Genomic DNA, 22,349 nt, shown 5'->3' on the forward strand with positions numbered 1-22,349 from the left:
AATTTGATTTAGTTTTTGATGCTTTTCTTAAAAACGGAGTAGATGATTGACTTATTTTATTTATTCCGTTTTTCTAGCATGAATCTCTTTTTCCCTAAATACATATGAAGTAGGCTGTCCAAAATCTAACCGTATCAAGAAACGGTGGGTCGAAAAAGAAAGAAATGGAGCGATAAGGGGGACTTTCATGCGACTAAAAGTGATTTTTTTAATGGGCTATATTCTTATCTTTGCCTTTATTCTCACGATCATCAATCAATCACCTATCGACACTTATATTTCGGCTGTCAAGATGGAAAGTGTCGGGGTGAGCCAAAAACAAAATGACACATTATATCGTGAAGTCGAAAGTTTAGCCCAGCAAGTCACCGAAGCACCTGTCAATGCTAGGATAGACAAAGTATGGAAAGGGATCCCTGGTTATAATGGTTTGGAAGTTGATGTTGATAAAACGTACCGTTTAGCACAACAACTAGGGGAAATACAACTACAGGATCTATACGTGAATGAAATTGAACCTGACGTTACATTGGACGATTTACCCGTCTCTCCAATCTATCGTGGTAATGCCAAGAAACCGATGGTCTCCATTATGGTTAATGTCGCGTGGGGAACGGAGTATGTCCTGCAGATGTTAGAAGTCTTTGAACAGTATAATGTAAGGGCCACTTTTTTCTTGGACGGTTCGTGGCTCAAAAAAAATCCTGAAGTTGGGAAGCGTATCGTAGAAGGTGGTCATGAAGTTGGAAACCATGCTTACTCTCATCCGGATATGAGTCAATTAAGCATCTCGCGTATAAGAGAGGAATTGGTTAAAACCAACGAGCTTATAGAAGAGCTAGGAACGTCGGCTTACGTATTTGCCCCACCCTCCGGTGCGTACGACGAGCGTGTGGTTAAAGAGGCTCATGAACTGAATATGAAAACCATCCTATGGACACTAGACACCATCGATTGGCAAAAGCCCCCTGCTCATGTCATCGTGGACCGCATTGTCCCGAGATTAGAGAATGGCGCTCTCATTCTCTCCCACCCAACAGCGTCTACAGTTGAAGCCCTGCCACAAATAATAGAAAGTGCCATGGAAAAAGAATTTATGGTTGGCACCGTCTCACAACTCATAAGTCCTTCACGAACCCTATCAGTTGTGAGTATGGATGAACTTTGATAAACTCATGAAAGTAAAGACATGCTTGATATGATACGATGAGAGATGTTCGGAACACAACAGTATCCATCGTTTCACGATATTTATATAAGAGAATATACCATGTATCGCATATATAAATACGAATAGATACAGCTAAGTGAAAACAGAAAGGAGCATTCATTTGATCAAGACACATACTTTTCCCAGCGGACTGCGCCTCGTCATGGAAAAAATACCGTCTGTCCGCTCCGTATCCTTAGGGATATGGGTTGGAACAGGTTCTAGATACGAAGACACCCATAACAACGGTATTTCACATTTTATTGAGCATATGTTATTCAAAGGGACACAGAAGCGTACAGCACGAGACATTGCTGAAGCTTTTGACAGTATTGGGGGTCACCTCAACGCTTTCACTTCAAAGGAGTGCACGTGTTACTATGCGAAAGTGCTCGACCAGCACTTGCCCATCGCATATGATATCTTATCGGACATGTTCTTTAATTCACAGTTTGATGAGAAAGAGTTACAGAAAGAAAAGAATGTCGTCCTCGAAGAGTTAAAAATGTACGAGGATACACCTGATGACATCGTTCATGATTTGATTGCCAAGGCGACCTTTTATGACCATGCCCTCGGCTTCCCGATATTGGGTGAGGAGCAGATCCTCCACGATCTCACATCAGAAGATTTACGGACTTACATATCCTCTCATTATACGCCGAAAAATACGGTCATTGCCGTGGCAGGTAACATTAATGAACAAGAACTTATCGCCATGACGGAGGAATATTTCAATGCTTTTCCAGCAACCCAAGACCATGCGGACGTCTCAGTACCTCAGAACACTTATCATCATTTGCACCGATCCAAGGAGACAGAACAAGCCCATTTTTGCTTAGGATTTAGCGGCGTGCAACTAGGAGATGAGCAAATCTACCCGCTTATCTTGATGAATAATATCCTCGGGGGGAGTATGAGCTCTCGTCTTTTTCAAGAGATAAGGGAAGAACGAGGCATGGCTTACTCGGTCTTTTCCTATCATACCTCTTTTCGTGACACAGGTGCGTTACACGTGTACGCTGGGACGACCCCTAACCAACTAGAGGAAGTTTATGACATTACCATGGACATCCTATATGATATGATTGTACGTGGTATCACAGAAAAGGAATTAGCCAATGGAAAAGAACAACTCAAAGGCAATCTTATGTTAAGTCTTGAAAGCACGAATAGTCGCATGTCCAGGATAGGAAAAAATGAGCTCCTGTTAAATAAACACGTCACTCTAGATGATATGTTAGGAAAAATTGAAGCCCTGACATTGACAGATGTGAATCACATGGCAGAGAATATTTTTAAACAGAGACATAGTTTTGCACTGATTAGCCCATTGACGTCTATACCCACTAACATACGGTCTGACAGACTTATAACATAAACCTTTTAATGAATAAACCCATTCTTTAGGACAGACCTGAAGGTGGGTTTTCATTTTTTGTTCTGCCAAGCAAGGCATTTGAATAGAACAAAACTAGATAGGACAATCAGAAAGGGTGAGTTTAATGAGACTGAGTCAGTTGAGTGGTAAAGAAATTATAGATCTTGAGAACGGCGAGAGAATGGGGCTAGTGGGTCAAGCAGATCTCGTCATCAGTGAACACACAGGCATGATCGAATCTATGATCCTTCCGACATCATCCTTTTTAGGTATGGGTAAAAAAAGAGAGGAAATTGTGATCCCTTGGGATGCGATCCGTAAAATAGGACCGGAAATGATGATCATTGAGCTAAGACAACGGGGGTATGTCGGAGAATAATTTTTGTGACCTTGCACTTAGAATGGGGACTTAACATACGATGAGGGTAGAGAGACACAATGCCAGGTTAATCCTCCACGAACAAGAAAGAAAGGAGCAGCTGAAGATATGCTGACTGGAGTAAATGTTGCCTTCATCGGGGGAGATGCGCGTCAAATAGAGGTCATTAAGAAATGTAGTGAACTTGACGCGAACATCTCTCTTATTGGTTTTAATCAATTACAGAGTGAATACGCAGGCGCTTCAAAAGCGAGTCTATCAGAGGATGTTTTACAGCGTTTAGATGCCCTTATACTCCCTATCGTCGGTACAAGTGAAGAAGGTAAGGTTGAGAGTATTTTTTCCGACAAACCGATCATATTCCGAGAAGAGCACATTAAAAATCTGCCAGACGACTGTGTCATCTATACTGGTATGGCCAAGAACTATTTGAAAGAACTCTGTTCGCGACATGCCAAAAAACTTGTTCAGCTCCTAGAGCGGGATGACGTCGCTATTTATAATTCTATACCGACGGTTGAAGGCGCCATTATGATGGCTATTCAAAACACAGATGTGACGCTGCATGGTGCCAACGTTGTCATTCTTGGTCTTGGCCGGGTGGGAATGTCACTCGCACGATCCCTAAGTGCCATGGGGGCACACGTACGTGTTGGCGCACGAAAGCCAGCTGATTTAGCTAGAATCTACGAGATGGGGTTAGTCCCGTTTCACATGAATCAACTTAGATACCATGTGGATGATTGCGACATTTTGTTTAACACGATTCCCAAAATGGTGGTGACTTCTCATATTATTGCTAAAATGCCTCATCATACTTTCATACTAGATTTAGCCTCGAAGCCTGGAGGAGTCGATTTTCGCTTCGCAGATAAACGCGGTATAAAAGCTAAGTTGGCTCCTGGATTACCTGGTATTGTTGCGCCAAAGACGGCAGGCGTCATCATTGCTAATGTTGTGACGCAATTGATGATGGAACAATTTGAAGAAAACCAGGAGGGATCTTCGATATGAACCTGAAAGGGAAGACCATAGGCTTTGGATTAACCGGCTCGCACTGTACGTTTGAAGAGGTCATGCCAGAAATGCAAAAATTAAAAGACGCGGGTGCTCGAGTCATCCCCATCGTGACACACACCTTAATGACAACGGACACTAAATTTGGCAAGTCCGAGGATTGGTTGGCTCAAATTAAAGCTATCACCAACGAAGACATAATAGATTCCATAGTAAAAGCCGAGCCAATAGGCCCTTCCAAATTATTAGACGTGATGGTTATAGCGCCTATGACGGGAAATTCAACATCAAAACTTGCTAATGCGTTAACAGATAGTCCAGTCCTCATGGCAACGAAAGCGACTTTACGTAATCAACGCCCTGTTGTGCTTGGCATTTCGACAAACGATGCCTTAGGACTTAATGCAGCGAATGTGGCAAAGTTGATGAACACAAAAAATATTTATTTTGTTCCCTTCGGCCAGGATGCCCCCGAGAAGAAGCCCAACTCCCTTGTCTCACGAATGGAACTCATTAAGGAAACTTGTGAACAGGCGTTAGAAGGCAAGCAAATACAACCGATGGTGGTAGAAAAATATAAGTATTTACAGTAAAATGGAGACATCGTACCTATTAACTTAATGTAGCTGAGTCAGTATTTTTGTAACTTGGGAAGGAGAAGGATTCATGGCTGAACAAAAACAATACCACATCGCGGTTGTCGGTGCTACAGGTGCCGTAGGGCAACAAATGATTAAAACATTAGAAGAAAGAGACTTACCAATCAGCAAGCTTACTTTACTTGCTTCTGCCCGTTCAGCAGGCAAAGAAGTATCTTTTAAAGGGGAAACGTTAACCATTCAAGAAGCGAAACCTGAAGCTTTCGAAGGCATAGATATCGCCCTATTCAGCGCTGGAGGTTCGGTTAGTCGTAAACTTGCACATGAGGCGGTTGAAAGAGGCGCCCTCGTCATTGATAATACAAGTGCGTTTCGTATGGATCCAGAGGTTCCACTCGTGGTACCAGAAGTCAATCCAGAAGATATTTTCAAACATAAAGGCATCATTGCAAACCCGAACTGTTCGACGATTCAGATGGTCGTTGCCCTTCAACCACTCAGAGAACGTTTTGGTTTGAAGCGTGTCATTACGTCTACTTATCAAGCCGTTTCTGGAGCAGGACATTCTGCCGTCGATGAGCTTAAGAAACAATCAAAAGCCGTTCTTGAAGAGGAGTCTTTCACCCCTGATATCTTACCTGTAGGATCCTTAGAGAAGAAGCATCAAATGGCTTTTAACGTTGTGCCTCAAATCGATGTTTTCCAAGACAACGGTTTTACGTTTGAAGAAATGAAAATGATTAACGAGACGAAGAAAATCATGCATGATGATGGTATTCAAGTATCAGTGACGTGTGTACGTGTGCCAGTATTCACCGGCCATTCAGAGGCTGTATACGTCGAATTCGAAAAAGATGCAGATGTCCAAGAAGCACGGCAGCTATTAGCCCAAGCACCGGGTGTAGTCGTGGAAGATGACCCTCAAACACAGCATTACCCATTAGCCACAACTTCAGAAGGCAAGAACGAAGTATTCGTGGGGCGTATACGTAAAGATCTCGACCAACCGAATGGATTACACTTGTGGGTCGTTTCAGATAACTTGCTAAAAGGTGCTGCTTGGAATAGCGTACAAATAGCTGAAACGTACATCGAAAAAGCATAGAGGTGACCCCATATGGAATATGAAGAGGGCAATATGAGCATTGTCGTCCAAAAATTTGGAGGCACTTCGCTTAAGAATGAAAACGTCAGACAACAAGCCGTGGCGCATATAAAGAAAGCTAAGGCGGAAGGTTATCATGTCGTTGTTGTTGTATCCGCAATGGGACGTGAAGGTGACCCTTATGCCACAGATACCCTTCTGAGTCTGCCACACTCAGTGGATCATCTTTCTGCTCGAGAACGCGACCTTCTCGTCGGCAGCGGAGAAATTATATCGAGTATGGTTATGTCTAGTATGTTAGTGGATGAAGGACTTGAAGCGGTCGCATATACAGGAAGAGATGCGGGAATCTTAACGAACGATGAACATGGGCAAGCCCAAATTGTATCCGTTCAGCCTCAGGGCATTTTTAATGAGCTACGTCAGGGCAAAGTGGTTGTCGTGTGTGGGTTCCAGGGTGTAAGCCAAGAAGGGCACTTAACCACCTTAGGACGTGGTGGGAGTGATACGTCTGCAACGGCCTTAGGTGTCGCTTTGAAGGCAGAATACGTAGATATTTTCACTGATGTGGAAGGCATTATGACTGCGGACCCTAGAATTGTAGACGACGCTTCCGCTTTGAAACGTATCACATATACTGAAATATGTAACCTTGCGCATCATGGCGCAAAGGTGATACACCCACGTGCTGTGGAAATTGCGATGCAACATCAAGTTCCAATTCGAGTCAGATCAACGACGAGAGAAGACGAAGGGACACTGGTAACGTCTGTGCAGCATATTGAGCAACTTGAAGGCACCGTCAATGATCGCTTGATTACCGGTATTGCGCAAGTCCCACATCTTACACAATTAAAGGTATTAGCCAAAGAGAACGAATATGACTTACAACTTAAAGTCTTTAAGGCGATGGCGGAAAACAAGATAAGTATCGATTTTATTAACGTTAACCCGTTAGGCGTCGTTTACACGGTATACGACTCTGTCGCTCAAAAGGCCATCGATATACTCAAGAGCATGGGATATGATCCTGTGGTTCAGTCAAACTGTGCCAAAGTTTCTACTGTCGGTGCGGGGATGGCCGGTGTACCCGGAGTCATGGCTCATATTGTTGAAGCCCTAACCTCTGAGGACATTCAAATTCTCCAATCAGCGGATTCTCATGCCACAATATGGGTGCTTGTCAAAGAAGAAGATATGGCCAGAGCCGTTCAAGCCTTGCATCGCAAATTTGAATTACACAACATTAACAGTTGAGAACGAAAGGGGTAAACGTAAAGTGGAGTTTGGTCGTCTATTAACAGCAATGGTGACGGCGTTTGACGTTAAAGGACAACTAGATTTACAACGGCAAACTAACGTCATTGATCACTTATACTCAACGGGTACGGACGCCATTGTAGTAGCGGGTACAACGGGAGAGTCCCCCACCTTAACGAAAGACGAGAAAATTCAACTGATAAAGCATACCGTACAGCAGTCTAAGGGACGAGGGAAAGTTATCGTTGGTACGGGATCTAATAACACGAAGGAAACAGTGGAGCTAACTGAAAAAGTTACAGCGTTAGGTGTCGATGGGATTATGCTGGTGAACCCATACTACAATCGTCCGAGTCAGGAAGGGTTATATCAACATTTTAAAGCCGTAGCAGAAAGTACCATGCTTCCCATTATGCTTTACAATATCCCAGGAAGATCAGCTGTTAATATGAGTGTCGATACGGTGGTTCGTCTATCCAAGATACCGAACATTAAGATGATAAAGGAAGCGAGCGGGGACTTGGGTCAAGTCACAGAGATTCTCAATGCAACATCACAAGATTTTCAACTATATAGTGGCGATGATAATCTCACGCTTCCCATCCTCGCTGTGGGAGGAAAAGGGGTCGTCAGTGTCGCATCACACGTCATTGGTAAGGAAATGAAACAAATGATCAATGCCTATGATGAAGGTGACGTCAGTAAGGCGAGCCGCCTTCACCGTGAATTATATCCCAAAATGAGAGCACTATTTGCCGCACCATCTCCAGCTCCATTGAAGAGAGTACTTGAAGAAATTGGCGTTTCAGCGGGTCCTGTGAGGCTGCCTTTAGTGGCATTAAATAAAACAGAGGAAGCACAGGTACTCTCTCACTTTTCCTTTTAATACTCAGGGGATAAACAACCCGATACAAGTAAAATATAAGTACAACGTGATAAACAGCGTTGTACTTTTTTTTGTTTTAAAGTACAATGAGTCTTTCAGTATCAATATTTTGCACTGCCCAATGTTCGGCTTATATGCACTCAAACGTCAGTGAGATAGCAAGATTGTTGAAATGACGTTGATGATGGCGGATCACGTCGATAAAATATTTTTTTGAAAACTTGTTTTTGTTGTTTTCGTTCATGTATAATTAATAATAAGTGATTTGTGCGGTATTAGTGTAGCTACAACTGAATATAGGAGGAAATCGTCATTGTCAAAAGGAAGCAATCATAAATTATCCATATTCGCCTTGGGCGGCGTAGGCGAAATTGGAAAGAACATGTATGTCATGGAGTATGGAAACGATATCATCGTGATTGACGTTGGATCAAAATTTCCAGAGGAAGACATGCTCGGTATTGATATCGTTACTCCCGATATTACCTATCTCATAGAGAATAAGGAACGAGTGAGAGGGATTGTCATAACCCATGGCCACGAGGATCATATTGGAGGACTTCCTTATCTGCTTAAACATATTCATGCGCCTGTGTATGCAACTAAACTCACCATGGGCATTATTGAACATAAACTAAAAGAAGCACATCTGCTCAAACATACAAAACGTACAACGATACACGCCAATAGTAAAATTCACTTAGGAACGTTTACACTGACATTCTTTCGAACGAATCATAGTATCCCAGATTCAGTCGGGATTTGTGCACAGACCCCAGAGGGGAATGTCGTACACACTGGGGATTTTAAGTTCGATTATACACCCGTTAACGGTGACTACGCAGATCTTTCTAAGATGGCTAAGATTGGAGAAAAAGGTGTACTGGCTCTTTTATCAGATAGTACGAATGCTGAAAAACCCGGTTACACTCGTTCTGAACGAGAAGTCGGTCGAGAGATATCCGATCAATTCGCTAAAGCGGACGGTCGTATTATCGTAACGACATTCGCTTCCAACATACACCGAATACAGAATGTGTTTGATGCTGCGACCGAACACGGACGTAAAGTGTCTATTATTGGTAAGAGTATGTTTAATATTGTGCAAATAGCAATGAATATGGGGTATTTAAAAGCAGAGGAAGATTTACTGATTGATCCTGACCAGATATCGAAACAAAACGCTAGTGACATCGTTATTTTAACGACAGGTAGTCAAGGCGAACCTATGAGTGCACTGACACGCATGGCCAAGTCTACTCATCGGCACCTTGACATTATCCCAGGAGATTTGGTGATCTTTGCCGCAACACCAATACCTGGAAATGAGAAAATCGTATCGAGAACCGTCGACCAGTTATACCGATTAGGCGCGAATGTTGTTTACGGCCTTGAAGGTGTACACGTCTCAGGTCACGGTAGTCAAGAAGAACTTAAACTGATGTTAAATCTCATGAAACCGAAGTATTTTATCCCTGTACACGGGGAGTATCGTATGCTTCGTCAACATGGTAAGCTTGCCGAAGAAACAGGGGTAGACCCTGACGACGTTTTCTTGATTGAAAGTGGAGACGTCGTTGACATACAACAAGGCATTGCCAGACGTGGGAATAAACTACCGGCTGGAAATGTTCTCATTGACGGATTAGGAGTAGGAGATGTAGGCAACATCGTACTGAGAGACCGCAAATTACTATCTCAAGATGGAATATTAATCGTTGTAGTTACACTAAGTAAACAAAAAGGGATCATGTTATCGGGACCGGATATCATCTCACGCGGATTCGTGTACGTGAGAGAATCCGAAGAACTCATGGAAGAGGCTTTACAACTCGTAAGAGAAACGTTACAACGCTGTGTGAACGAAAACACCAATGAATGGGCTGCGCTCAAAACGAGCATACGCGATGCGTTAGGACGCTTTCTATATGATCAGACGAGAAGAAGACCGATGATACTCCCGATTATTATGGAATCTTAATCATACGAGCCACTAAAGAGTCACTATTATCAGTGACTCTTTTTGTATGCTTTTTTATAAGTGACAAATACTATCCAAAGCATCAGGCTTATGAATTCAGGCAAAAAAAGTTAGTCATTGTGTACCCACCATACACGCGATGTTCACTAGGGCCATCGACACTGCCAGACCAAGATGATTAAAAGGAGGACATGAACCTGTGATGCATTATGATGAAGTCAACCAATATAGACCCGGAGCAACCACCCCGGCTAATCCCGCCCAACCTCAGCCTTCAACCAAACAGCCCAAACAAAATCCGGGAAAAGGAGGAGGTGGGGGTATGATGGAGAAGATAAAACAATTAGGAACAACACAAGTACCCGCTCCCGACAATTCAGTCCATTGTTTAACGATCGTGGGTCAAATAGAAGGGCACCTACAACTACCCCCACAAAATAAAACTACTAAGTATGAACATATTATCCCTCAGCTTGTGGCTGCGGAACAAAACCCGAAGGTGGAAGGAATATTAATCATTTTAAACACTGTGGGTGGCGATGTAGAAGCAGGTCTTGCCATTGCAGAAATGATTGCGAGCTTGTCTAAACCAAGTGTCGCCATTGTCCTAGGCGGTGGACATAGCATTGGAGTACCTATAGCGGTAGCCGCTGACTACTCCTATATTGCCGAGACAGCGACCATGACCATACATCCGGTACGATTAACGGGACTTGTGATCGGTGTGCCTCAATCCTTTGAATACCTAGATAAAATGCAAGATCGTGTCGTCAGCTTCGTCACACGCCACTCTAATATCAAAGAGGAATTATTTAAGAAACTGATGTTTCAAACGGGCGAACTGACAAGAGATATCGGGACGAATGTTGTGGGAACAGATGCGGTGAAGTATGGGCTTATCGATAACGTTGGCGGACTAGGTGACGGATTAAAAAAATTAAATGACCTTATTGAAGAGCGTAAACCTGAACAAACCGAGGGTCACTATCCACCGAATGAAGAGGAAGATAACGTCGTCCAGGGCAATGAAGGACGTGACCAGGATCAAGGAGGAATGTTGCAGTGATTATTTATACCTCAATGCCCTTAGAACATGTCTTTGATGGTTATGATACCTTTAACCCAGATTATGAGGAAATTGTTCATCAGGGTGTAAATATGTTAATCGAACCTTGTGGGGTATATCAAGGACGTATTGTTCGTTTACTAAGCACCGATCCTCAAGACTTTTTAAATCCTGATTATTCACCTGGCCAAGTGATTCACTTTCGTTCCTCCTAGAAGTCGCATGGCCCGACTCCACTCTGAGAAACACTAGTTCCCATTACCAAGATATGCTATAATACAAGAAAACTTTAAAGCCGATGCACCGTCGGCTTTTTCTCCTAAATAAGGAGTTAAGACAGGAGGGTTCCCAGTGGGGAGAAAAAGAAAACGACGTAAAGCACAACTAAAAAAATCCCTCGTTTTTGAATTATATGGGTTAATACTCCTCGCAGTTGCTCTCATTGGGCTAGTGCGACCAGGTGCTGTGGGGCGGGCACTTAATGGTGTTTTTCGCTTTTTTGCTGGCAACTGGGACTTTCTCATCCCTTTATCGCTCCTTGTTTTAGCGGTGTACATCATGTGGAAACGTACATGGGAAATCAGTTGGAGTCATCGCTCAGCCGGTATCGTCATATTGTGCTTATTTATGCTCGCGATGAGTCACTACAAACTCGTTTATAATGCTTCTAACGGAGGTCAAATCCAAGAATTGAGTACGTTGGGGCTAACTTGGGAGCTTTATAAGGAAGACATGAGTATGTCCTCAGACGATTCAGCCCAAGGGATTGATGAAGGAAAACCCGACCTTGGGGGTGGCATGATTGGCGCCATCTTGTTTGGTTTTTTACATACCATGTTTGGACAAGTGGGCACGTTGCTCTTGCTGAGCATTATCTTATTGATCGGTATTCTCCTCACGACAGGTCGATCATATATGGATATTATCCTTGGGGTGAAGAAGAGGATTGGAAGCACCATCGCATGGGTTTCTTCAAAACGTGAAGCGACCAGAGAGATGTGGGATCAGTTAAAAGAAGAAGAGGAAAAAGAACGAGAAAAAGAACACGAGCAGACAGCCACACCAACAACGGCTGAGGGTGATACGGTACAGGTCAAAGAAGAAGCGCCGACGGTAGACACCCATACTGAAACGTTACAACCTGAGAGCGTACCATCAAACGATCAAGAACCCAGTCCTGTCATCCATGATTTTACCGATGTGGCCTATCAGACCGATCAGGAAGACCCTGAGGCTCACGATGTGTCACTAGAAGCGGGTCAGGATACCAAGAATACCAATGAAGCCTTCATCTTACATACAGAACAGGGTACATCAGACACAACTGGATTTGAAGGTGATAAGGATTCCTCAGGGGGGCTTGTGGCTTACGCTGACGAGGAACAAAACTATCAGTTACCACCATTCTCCATACTGAAGAAGCAGTCACGAAAAAATATCACAGAGAAAAAAGGTCTTGCCAGCAATGCGGCAAAACTTGAACAAACCTTACAGAGCTTTGGTGTGAACGTTAAGGTAACGAATGTACATAGAGGGCCGGCAGTGACTAGGTATGAGGTACTGCCAGATGTCGGTGTAAAAGTAAGTAGAATTGTAAGCTTAACGGATGATATTGCTCTTGCATTGGCTGCAAAAGGCATCAGGCTGGAGGCCCCGATACCAGGGAAGTCAGCTATAGGGATAGAGGTGCCCAATGAAGACGTCTCCATGGTGACATTGAGGGAGGTCCTTGAGAGTTCGCAGTATCATGAATCCCCTTCAAAGCTGACGATCGCCTTAGGGAGAGACATATCTGGTGAACCCATCGTGGCCCATCTGAACAAAATGCCCCATCTCCTGGTAGCAGGGGCAACGGGGAGTGGGAAAAGTGTGTGTATCAACGGCATTATATCCAGTGTCCTGTACAAAGCCAAACCGCAAGAAGTGAAGCTTATGCTTATCGACCCTAAGATGGTGGAGCTCAATACGTATAATGGTATCCCACACCTCCTCACACCTGTTGTGACTGACACTAGAAAAGCAGCTGTTGCGCTTAAGAAGGTTGTGGGAGAAATGGAACGACGTTATGACCAGTTCTCACAGATGGGCACACGAGACATAGAGAGATACAACGAAGTGATCCAAAAACAAAATGCCAAAAATCCAGAGAACAAACAACCTCTGCTGCCATACATTGTCGTGATTGTCGATGAACTTGCTGACCTCATGATGGTGGCGCCTGGTGATGTAGAAGATGCGATATGTCGCTTGGCACAAATGGCTAGAGCGGCAGGCATTCATCTCATTATCGCTACACAGCGTCCGTCAGTGGATGTGATTACAGGAGTGATCAAAGCGAATATCCCATCAAGAATAGCGTTTGGCGTGTCTTCCCAAGCGGATTCAAGAACCATATTAGACATGGGTGGGGCAGAGAAGCTTCTCGGCCGAGGGGATATGTTATTCATGCCTGTGGGAGCCTCTAAGCCTATGCGGGTTCAAGGTGCTTTCTTATCAGATGAGGAAGTGGACGAGATTGTCAGTTACTGTATCGGACAACAAAAAGCAGAGTATCATGAGGAAATGACGCCAAGCGAATCGGAAGAAAAAAATAATGACCCTAGTGAAATTGAAGATGATCTTTACCAAGATGCGGTCGACCTCGTGGTGAATCAAGGGACAGCATCCGTGTCTATGCTCCAACGTCGTTTCCGTATTGGATATACACGAGCAGCAAGGTTAATTGATGCTATGGAGGCAAAGGGCGTCGTAGGGCCTTATGAAGGCAGCAAACCTCGTGAGGTTCTACTAACCAAAGACGAAAGTCATATCTCTTAACCTCACACAACCTTATGACGGTGTGTTAAAATAAAAGTGTCGTTATCTATACACTTGTATGGGAAGGAGATTCTTTCATATGCCCGATTTCCACTTGAAAGAAACATGTGAATGGACACACCAACGTTTAAAGCAAATCGCTGCACAATTAGAAACATACTTAAACGAAACCACCCTTAATGGGTTAGTTGAGACCGATGAGAACCCTGAGGATGTACACGAATATTATAAAGGGTATTTACAGGATCTCAGGCATTTGTTGGTCAATTGTGAAAACGCTTATGAAAAGCTTGGCATCTGCTTAAGAAGAGCGCAATTTAATCGCGCTTTTGCTGAAGACGCTTTATACCAAGTGTATCACTCTTGCGTTAACCTCTTTTTCTATCCGATAAATGAATCATATGAAGAGGATGGACGCCATTCTTATACAGGAAGAGACGCAATCCTGTTTAAAAGAGAGATTGACCCTAAGTTAAAGAACGTCACTTTATCCCTTTCAAAGCTCTTTGAAGAACTGAGAGAAGATCTCATGTATTATGAAACAGACTATGTCACAACAAGACGTATGCAAAGGAAATAAAACGTCCTAACGGGACGATATCTCATTCATAAACAGATACCTGACTATATTCCATGAGCGATGAATGACTTATACCTCCCTTGACCTAGTATGACGACAAATGACAGGCGCACGGATGACATCATGCATGCGTATCCTGTCATAGGCATAATCATACTAGGAATAGGGGTTTTTTAAATTTAAAATTTTATGGTGTATTTTTTGCGTTTTTTAGAAAGAAATGGTTACAATACGGATAGATGCTTTCACTGTCATCAATCAACACCACATTTTATTTTACGATTGAAAGGAGTTATGTATATGACGCTTCCTTTTCTCACGGAGAAAGTCAATGATATCCCCGTACATATATACCCTACGGACAAATATAAAACCAATTTCATCTCCCTGTATATTCGCCAGCCACTCGCTGACGAACACCATACTAAGGTGGCTCTGATTCCTCAAATCCTGAATCGTGGAACAGAAAAGTACCCAACTGCGGGTCAGTTCAAACAAGCGTTAGAAGAATTATACGGTGCCTCTCTAAACGCCGACGTTATGAAGCGTGGAGAAGAACAGATCATCGTTTTCCGTATGCAAATGGCCAATGAAAAATTCCTATCAGATCAGACGCCGTTGCTAGAAAAAGGGATCGAACTCCTAAGTGAGGTGCTCCTGCGTCCGCTGACTGAGAACGATAGCTTCGTTGAGCGCCATGTGGACATTGAAAAAGAGTTGCTCAAACGTAGGTTAGAGCAGATCAAAGATGACAAGATGCGCTATGCAAATAAGAGATGTGTAGAAGAAATGTTTGCAGAAGAGCGCTTTCGCTTGTTCTCGAACGGAAGCTTAGATCAAATTATCGATTTGTCTCCGAAGCAGCTATATCAGTACTACCGTCAGATGATCGAGTCACATCCGATTGAGCTGTTTGTGGCAGGTGATGTTGATAAGGATCAAGTGAAGAATACCGTCCAACAGCACCTCCAACTACCACGAGGCGAACAAATTAAGATGCACGGGACTGAAATCAAAAAAGAAGTCGTTGAGGAACGTGAGGTTGTTGAACGGACAAAAATCTCACAAGGGAAGCTACATATCGGTTGTCGGACCGCTACCGTCTATAATGACGATGATTATGTTGCGCTACAAGTGTGTAACGGTGTTTTCGGTGGCTTTAGTCACTCCAAACTATTCCAACACGTACGGGAAAAAGAATCCCTTGCCTACTATGTCTCCTCCAGTGTTGAGAGTCACAAAGGTTTCATGATGATTATGTCGGGAATAGAATTTAAAAATTACCAGAAGACCGTTGATATTATCAAACAACAGTTAAAAGAGACGGCAAACGGTAATATAACTGACGAAGAGCTGAATCAAACCAAAGCAGTATTAGTCAATCAGATCCTAGAATCCGAGGATCAGCCTTTCCAACAGATGGAGCGTTACATGCACGGGATTATTGGTCGACAACAGCGCCCTTCGGAGGAACTCATAGAGAAAATAAACCAAGTGACGAAAGAAGATATCCAAAAAGTGGCTAAGAAAATTAAGGTAGACACCATTTACTTCCTTACGAGCGAAGAGGAGGGTGAATAGCATGAGTTTACAAAGTATTCCTTTTGAACAGTTAGATGAGGTCCTATTCCACGAAAAGTTGGCTAATGGTTTAGACGTGTTTATATTACCGAAAAATGGATTTAACAAAACGTACGCCACTTTTACAACGAAGTATGGGTCCATGGATAATCATTTTGCCCCACCAGGACAGGAAGCAACGAAGGTGCCAGACGGGATTGCCCACTTCTTAGAGCATAAAATGTTCGAAGAAGAAGAAGGGGACGTTTTTAACGATTTTAGTAAGCATGGTGCCAATGCTAATGCATTCACAAGCTTCGATCGTACAGCCTACCTCTTTTCATCGACAAAGAATGTGAAAGAAAATCTAACGACCTTAATCAATTTTGTTCAAAATCCATACTTTACGGATGAAAATGTTGAAAAAGAAAAGGGCATCATCGAACAAGAGATTCGTATGTACCAGGATAACCCGGACTGGAGAGTCTTTTTTGGATTGATTGAAGCCTTTTACCATAACAACCCTGTCAAAATTGACATCGCCGGTACGGTTGAATCTATCTATGAGATTAACAAAGATATGTTATACACGTGCTACAATACGTTTTATCATCCAAGTAACATGTTACTATTCGTTATTGGACCCGTAGACCCTGAAGACATCATGTCCTTGGTAAGAGAGAACCAAGCAGCAAAGGACTACCAAGAGCAACCGGAGATTCAACGCCTTTTCGATGAAGAGCCAAACCAAGTTTCAATCCCTAGACATGAGATTGACTTATCAATCGGTCAGTCCAAGTGTATGATGGGCTATAAAGAGCTCGCACTAGGCTTGCAAGGACCAGAACTTCTGGAACAAGAACTGGCTACATCTTTGCTCATGGATCTTTTGTTTGGGCAAAGTACTGACTTTTACCAATCCATACTTGAAGAGGGATTAATCGATGACTCCTTTGGAACGGATTATAACTTGGAGAAGGAGTACGGTTTCTCTGTGATTGGGAGTAACACCAAGGATCCTGATGCGTTTATCTCTAGAATAAAAGCGCATGTTCAAGAAACAAAGGAAAAAGGGATCGATGCGAATCATTTTGAGCGTAATAAGAAAAAGAAGATAGGGTCATTTTTACGTCAACTCAATTCTCCAGAGTTTATCGCCAACCAATTCACACGCTTTGAGTTTAATAACATGAATCTGTTTGATGTGATTCCTACACTAGAATCGATTACCCTAGACCAAGTGCAGCAAAGGTTACAGGATCACTTCAAGGATGAGCAGTTTGCAACATGTATTGTGCGCTAAATGATATAGAGGAGAGGAATACGCTTGTCTAAAAGGGTTGCTTTAATCACAGGTGCATCAGGTGGTATCGGCCAAGCAATCGCACATCACTTGGCACGTGAGGGTATAACATTACAGTTACATTACCATGCTAACGAGGCAAAGGCACTCACGTTACAAACGGAACTCATGGCGCGCTACAATATCGATGTAACCGTGCATCAAGCCAATTTAGCAGAGGAACAAGGCGTGGATCATTTACTGTCCACGCTTTTACCTCTTCCAGACATACTGATCCATAACGCTGGGCAGGCTCAGCAGCGCTTATTTACAGACATCTCTTCCACCGATTACCAGGCTTTCGTCCAGCTTCATCTTACATCTCCGTTCCAACTTACCCAAGCGATTGTCCCTCATATGGTGGCAAACAGGTCTGGGCGTATTATCTTTGTCACCTCTATATGGGGAGAAACAGGGGCTGCTTGTGAATCACTGTACGCTATGGTTAAAGGGGGGGCGACTGCTTTAATGAAGTCACTCGCTTTAGAATTTGCTCCCTCCAATATTATGGTCAATGCCGTCTCACCAGGTGTGATTGATACAGATATGAATGCAACCTTAAGTCCTGAAGAGCAGTCCGTTTTAAAAGAGGATATCCCCTATGGGCGCTTTGGGACACCAGATGAAGTGGCCCATGCAATTCAATTTTTAGTCCAAGAGAAGACCACATATGTCACTGGACAAACCTTAAGGGTCAATGGCGGTTGGCACACTTAAAATCTTTTACAGATATTCGGTATCGTGCATAATTCACGTCAATATTAACCATATTAAAAATTGAAAGCTATTGGGTGTAATTAATACATCAATTACGATAAGAGGAGGATATGCGCATGTCTGTACTAGACAACTTCGATCATTGGAAAGACTTTTTAGGAGATCGTTTAGATCAAGGTGAACATAGTGGTTTAGACGAACATTCAATCAATGAAATCGCTTTCCAGATAGGAGATTACCTAGCGGATCAAGTCGATCCACAAAATGATGAGGAACGACTGTTAAAACAACTGTGGGATGTTGGTGACGAAAAAGAAAGACACGCGATTGCAAACCTAATGGTGAAATTGGTTCATGATGAAGGGACTAACCATTAATAAGTGTAATCACTAAAAACGCCCTTTCAATTAGATTGGGCGTTTTTCCCCTGTAAACATGACTTTATGGACTTTCGATCACAAGTCATTTTCTCATTTTTTAAAAAAAACCATAAAATATAGGAAGGAACTTGATTGGTCATGTAGAATACTGTCGATGAGAGATTATTGTTATGTAGAAAGTATTTTGGGTATGTAAAGGGACCAGACATAAAGTGATTGAAAGGGAACTTTAAAATATGACAAATCAAGTAGACACACATCCACATAAAAAAGATTGGTACCTCGAATATCAGATACATAAGAATCGTCCTGGTTTGTTGGGAGATATTTCTTCTTTACTCGGGATGTTACAAGTCAATATCATTGCTATTAACGGTGTTGATGTCAACCGGAGAGGGATGCTGCTTGAGAGCGAAGACGATGAACGCATCGCACTTTTGAAGCAACTCCTTGAAAGAGTGGATAATATTACAGTAACAAAAATGAGGCACCCTAAGATTAGGGACCGCCTTGCTGTCCGTCACGGGCGATATATAGAGAGAGATGCGGATGATAAAAAAACATTTCGCTTTGTGCGTGATGAACTGGGGTTGCTTGTCGATTTCTTAGCTGAAATCTTTAAAAAAGAGGGGCATCAACTGATTGGCATAAGAGGGATGCCACGCGTGGGCAAAACAGAGTCGATTGTAGCTTCGAGTGTGTGTGCCAACAAACGCTGGTCCTTCGTCTCTTCTACACTTCTGCGCCAAACGGTAAGGAGTCAAATGGCAGAGGATGAAATGTCCCCTGACCACGTGTTTATCGTTGATGGCATCGTCTCGACCTTAAGAGCATCTGAACGACATCATATGCTTCTACGCGAAATTTTACGTTTGCCTGCTTCTAAGGTGGTTGAACACCCAGATATATTTGTGCGTGAAACAGAATATACATTAGACGATTTCGACTATATTATTGAGTTAAGAAACGAGCAGGACGAGGAAATCAAATATGAGGTCATTGATCAAGGATTCTCATCATTTGGTATGAACTAAGGAGGTGAACCTCTTGTCTGAGCTTGGTCAATTTCTGAAAGAGAAACGCAATGAAAAGAAAATGCCAATCGAAACACTCCAAGAAAAGACAAAGATACGTAAACGTTATATACAAGCGATTGAAAACGGCGAATATCATATTTTACCTGGGCCCTTTTATACTCGCGCTTTTATTAAGAGCTACGCTGAGGCGATAGGATTAAAAGGTGATGACATTATTGAACAGTTTGAGAGTGAGTTGCCTGCCATCCCTAAAAATCCAGCAGACAGTCCCATACCTCCTAGGAAGACCAAAAATGTTCGGGCACGTTCACCAAAAGTGGGCAAATGGGCTTCTAGGATTGTATTGTACTTATTTTTACTTGTTATTGCTTTTATTTTATACCTCGCGATTGTGCACTATATGGGTGGTGACGATGGTGAAGCGGTTGACCCTGGCTCAGGCGATGGACCGATTGGACACGGCGAACCGGGTGAGCTTGACCCTTCAGAGGAGGACCAAGCATCAGAGCCGGACCCTGATGAAACGGGATCACCAGAGGAAGACGATGCTCAACAGTCCTCAGAGAACGAGTTGAAACCTGAATGGGTTCACGTTGAAACATCTGGCCAAAACCTCACATACGCTTTTCGTCATGCAGACCAGTTTGAATTGACAATTCAGGCCAACGTGGGTGATGTATGGGTGAGACTCAGTGATCTTGATGCCGATACAATGATTGACCAGCCAACTATTGAAGAGGGTGATGAGCGTACTTGGGATTTATCAGATAAACGAAATATTAAAATTCGGTTTGGCCACTTAAGAGGAAAGAAAATACTTATTAACGGGACAGCTGTTGACCTTTCCGAAGTGGAAGATGATCTCCAATCGCACAACATTATCATCCAATATGAACCTTTAGAAGAATCATCTTAAACCATTAAACACAGAATATATGAAAAAGAAAAGCGGGGCATTGCTTCTCTTTTCTTTTTCTTTTGAGATCACGACTGCCCGCAGTCTTTTGACACTCAATATGGCTTATATTATACTTATAAAGGAATGTGGGCGAGCTTTATACTTGGAGGAAAATTGAATGAACCTAGCAAACAAAATTACTTTGGCGAGAATATTTCTAGTCCCTATCATCATGCTTTTTTTGCTCGTGAGATTCGATATGGGCGAAGTGGCGTTTGCTGAAGTCACCATTACATACTCTGAAATGATTGCAGCGATTATTTTTATTATCGCCGCTAGCACGGATGGACTAGATGGTTATATTGCCCGCAAGAGAAAGCTTGTCACGAACCTAGGTAAGTTTTTAGATCCCTTGGCCGACAAACTTTTGATTACAGCTGCACTTATTTCTCTAGTGGACCGCGGAAGCGTAGAAGCATGGATGGTCATCGTGATTATTAGCCGTGAATTTGCTGTGACAGGGCTACGTTTAGTGGCGGCAGCTGACGGACAGGTGATAGCCGCCAGCAAGCTAGGGAAACTCAAAACCATCGTTCAGATTGTGGCGATTGTTGCAGTGATGCTCAATAACTTTCCTTTTGGAACGATAGGTATTCCATTTGCAACGCTGTCCATGTGGGTAGCTGTGATTGTGACGATTGTCTCAGGCGTTGACTACTTCATGAAAAATAAAAGTGTGATCCAGTTTAAAAAATCTGTTCAAAAATGAGGAGAGCAGAGCAGAAAGGATACTTTCTGCTCTTTTTGAAAGAAAGGATATATAATGATAAAAGCTGAAATCATAGGAATTGGTACGGAACTATTACTAGGTCAAATTGCGAACACAAATGCTCAGTTTATCTCTGAACAATTAGCCTTAATAGGAATTCCTGTTTATTACCATGGAGCCGTAGGGGATAACCCCCAACGCCTCCGTCAGCAGCTTGAGATTTCAAGCCAGCGTTCTAATCTGATTATCATGACAGGCGGTCTAGGACCGACCAAGGATGACCTGACAAAACAAACGGTGGCCGACTTTTTGAACCGCGATATTGTAACGGATGAACAAGCGTTAGAACAAGTCCTTCAGTTTTTTAAACAACATGGGAAATCAATGACAGATAATAATAAGCGACAAGCTGAAGTCATAGAAGGGGCTGAAGTCTTTCAAAATACGAATGGATTAGCGCCTGGTATGGCTGTAACAGTAAACGAGATTTGCTATATCCTCCTTCCTGGCCCACCTAAGGAAGTCAAGCCGATGGTTCAGCAGAGCGTCACGCCTTATCTCCAACATATACGGCCTGATCAGAAAACGGTCTTTTCAAAGGTAATGAGGTTCTGTGGTATTGGTGAGTCTACGTTGGAAGCAGCTTTGGAGGACCTTATTGATCAACAGACCAGTCCTACCATTGCCCCTCTAGCCAAAGAAGGAGAGGTGACGCTTCGACTGACGAGCTTTGCCACGAATCAAGGACAGGCTGAACAAGAGATGTCAGCCGTTGTCAATGACATTCAATCGCGAGTAGGTCAATATCTTTACGGCTGGGATGAAGATACGTTAGAGCATGTTTTGTACCAGCGTTTGGCGTCATTAGGCCTCACAGTCGCTATCGCTGAAAGCTGTACTGGGGGTCTGTTGAGCTCATTTTTAACTCGTTTGCCAGGCATTTCAGATGTTTTCCGAGGGGCTATAGTCACTTATACCAATGAGATGAAATCCCATCACTTAGGGGTGTCTCGTGAAACTATTGAAGAATATGGCGCTATCAGTGAACAGACAGCGAAAGAGATGGCTCAAGGGGTGCAGGAAGCGTGTCAATCTTCTGTTGGTTTGTCGATCACTGGGGTAGCAGGTCCGTCCTCACAGGAGGATCAGCCCGTTGGATTAGTATACATAGGCATCGCACTGCCACAGCAAACGGTGGTCAAAGAGGTGCGTGTAGGCGGACAACGTGAAGCCATACAACACCGCGCATCCAAGTTAGCCCTGTTTTACCTCTTCCAGCAATTACAGGATGAGTGAAAACGAGTAGCAGCATAAACCGCAAAATTGTGGGCAGTTGTATTTTTACACAAGAGATTAACATGGGAA

21 protein-coding genes are annotated in these 22,349 nt (G+C 43.1%); all 21 read left to right on the forward strand.

All coding sequences use genetic code 11. The features are described from left to right. Positions 1-187: 187 nt before the first annotated feature. The 21 genes from JKM87_RS01665 (at position 188) to JKM87_RS01765 (ending at position 22,280) form a co-directional block, all read left to right on the forward strand. On the forward strand, positions 188-1,168 hold the full coding sequence (locus JKM87_RS01665) for a polysaccharide deacetylase family protein (protein WP_236838497.1): 981 nt from the start codon (positions 188-190) through the stop codon (positions 1,166-1,168). A 163-nt stretch (positions 1,169-1,331) separates the two neighbouring features. Beyond that, positions 1,332-2,591, forward strand: a complete 1,260-nt coding sequence (locus JKM87_RS01670) for a M16 family metallopeptidase (RefSeq protein WP_202077187.1) — start codon at positions 1,332-1,334, stop codon at positions 2,589-2,591. 124 nt (positions 2,592-2,715) lie between these two features. Then, entirely contained in the window at positions 2,716-2,970 is a 255-nt protein-coding gene (locus JKM87_RS01675) for a YlmC/YmxH family sporulation protein (RefSeq protein ID WP_202077189.1), read from the forward strand. A 108-nt stretch (positions 2,971-3,078) separates the two neighbouring features. Further along, positions 3,079-3,984: a dipicolinic acid synthetase subunit A gene (dpaA, locus tag JKM87_RS01680; RefSeq protein WP_202077191.1), complete on the forward strand. Its 906-nt coding sequence runs from the start codon at positions 3,079-3,081 to the stop codon at positions 3,982-3,984. Continuing rightward, positions 3,981-4,580 (forward strand): dipicolinate synthase subunit B, encoded by a 600-nt coding sequence (locus JKM87_RS01685; protein WP_202077194.1) that lies wholly within the window; start codon positions 3,981-3,983, stop codon positions 4,578-4,580. The genes dpaA and JKM87_RS01685 overlap by 4 nt, the downstream gene beginning before the upstream one ends. Before the next feature lie 73 nt (positions 4,581-4,653). After that, positions 4,654-5,691: an aspartate-semialdehyde dehydrogenase gene (locus tag JKM87_RS01690; RefSeq protein ID WP_202077196.1), complete on the forward strand. Its 1,038-nt coding sequence runs from the start codon at positions 4,654-4,656 to the stop codon at positions 5,689-5,691. A 33-nt stretch (positions 5,692-5,724) separates the two neighbouring features. After that, complete coding sequence (gene dapG / locus JKM87_RS01695) at positions 5,725-6,948, forward strand: aspartate kinase (RefSeq protein WP_202078022.1); 1,224 nt, start codon at positions 5,725-5,727, stop codon at positions 6,946-6,948. A gap of 22 nt (positions 6,949-6,970) precedes the next feature. Beyond that, a complete protein-coding gene (dapA, locus tag JKM87_RS01700; RefSeq protein ID WP_336885108.1) occupies positions 6,971-7,837 on the forward strand; it encodes a 4-hydroxy-tetrahydrodipicolinate synthase in 867 nt (288 codons plus the stop codon). A 313-nt stretch (positions 7,838-8,150) separates the two neighbouring features. Next, entirely contained in the window at positions 8,151-9,818 is a 1,668-nt protein-coding gene (locus tag JKM87_RS01705) for a ribonuclease J (protein ID WP_202077200.1), read from the forward strand. A gap of 202 nt (positions 9,819-10,020) precedes the next feature. Next, a complete protein-coding gene (locus JKM87_RS01710; RefSeq protein WP_202078024.1) occupies positions 10,021-10,884 on the forward strand; it encodes a ClpP family protease in 864 nt (287 codons plus the stop codon). Next, positions 10,881-11,099: a YlzJ-like family protein gene (locus JKM87_RS01715; protein WP_202077202.1), complete on the forward strand. Its 219-nt coding sequence runs from the start codon at positions 10,881-10,883 to the stop codon at positions 11,097-11,099. The genes JKM87_RS01710 and JKM87_RS01715 overlap by 4 nt, the downstream gene beginning before the upstream one ends. A 136-nt stretch (positions 11,100-11,235) precedes the next feature. Beyond that, positions 11,236-13,701 carry a DNA translocase FtsK 4TM domain-containing protein gene (locus JKM87_RS01720; protein WP_202077204.1) on the forward strand — a complete coding sequence of 822 codons (2,466 nt, stop codon included), beginning with the start codon at positions 11,236-11,238 and terminating at the stop codon, positions 13,699-13,701. Between the two features lie 79 nt (positions 13,702-13,780). Continuing rightward, the gene (locus tag JKM87_RS01725) at positions 13,781-14,281 is read left to right on the forward strand and encodes a DUF3907 family protein (protein ID WP_202077206.1); all 501 of its coding nucleotides are present in this window, start codon (positions 13,781-13,783) and stop codon (positions 14,279-14,281) included. 300 nt (positions 14,282-14,581) lie between these two features. Further along, positions 14,582-15,862: an EF-P 5-aminopentanol modification-associated protein YfmF gene (gene yfmF, locus JKM87_RS01730; protein ID WP_202077208.1), complete on the forward strand. Its 1,281-nt coding sequence runs from the start codon at positions 14,582-14,584 to the stop codon at positions 15,860-15,862. Position 15,863: 1 nt separating this feature from the next. Next, complete coding sequence (gene yfmH / locus JKM87_RS01735) at positions 15,864-17,144, forward strand: EF-P 5-aminopentanol modification-associated protein YfmH (RefSeq protein WP_202077210.1); 1,281 nt, start codon at positions 15,864-15,866, stop codon at positions 17,142-17,144. A 24-nt stretch (positions 17,145-17,168) separates the two neighbouring features. Further along, a complete protein-coding gene (gene ymfI / locus JKM87_RS01740; RefSeq protein ID WP_202077212.1) occupies positions 17,169-17,900 on the forward strand; it encodes an elongation factor P 5-aminopentanone reductase in 732 nt (243 codons plus the stop codon). 116 nt (positions 17,901-18,016) lie between these two features. Next, entirely contained in the window at positions 18,017-18,277 is a 261-nt protein-coding gene (locus JKM87_RS01745) for a DUF3243 domain-containing protein (protein WP_202077214.1), read from the forward strand. Positions 18,278-18,516: 239 nt separating this feature from the next. Then, on the forward strand, positions 18,517-19,314 hold the full coding sequence (locus JKM87_RS01750) for a YmfK family protein (RefSeq protein ID WP_202077216.1): 798 nt from the start codon (positions 18,517-18,519) through the stop codon (positions 19,312-19,314). Between the two features lie 13 nt (positions 19,315-19,327). Next, a complete protein-coding gene (locus JKM87_RS01755) occupies positions 19,328-20,233 on the forward strand; it encodes a helix-turn-helix domain-containing protein (RefSeq protein ID WP_202077218.1) in 906 nt (301 codons plus the stop codon). Positions 20,234-20,393: 160 nt separating this feature from the next. Further along, complete coding sequence (pgsA, locus tag JKM87_RS01760; protein ID WP_202077221.1) at positions 20,394-20,984, forward strand: CDP-diacylglycerol--glycerol-3-phosphate 3-phosphatidyltransferase; 591 nt, start codon at positions 20,394-20,396, stop codon at positions 20,982-20,984. Between the two features lie 57 nt (positions 20,985-21,041). Then, on the forward strand, positions 21,042-22,280 hold the full coding sequence (locus tag JKM87_RS01765) for a competence/damage-inducible protein A (RefSeq protein ID WP_202078026.1): 1,239 nt from the start codon (positions 21,042-21,044) through the stop codon (positions 22,278-22,280). Positions 22,281-22,349: the final 69 nt, after the last annotated feature.

It is taken from the genome of Caldalkalibacillus salinus (assembly GCF_016745835.1).
Classification (GTDB): Bacteria; Bacillota; Bacilli; order Caldalkalibacillales; family JCM-10596; genus Caldalkalibacillus_A; species Caldalkalibacillus_A salinus.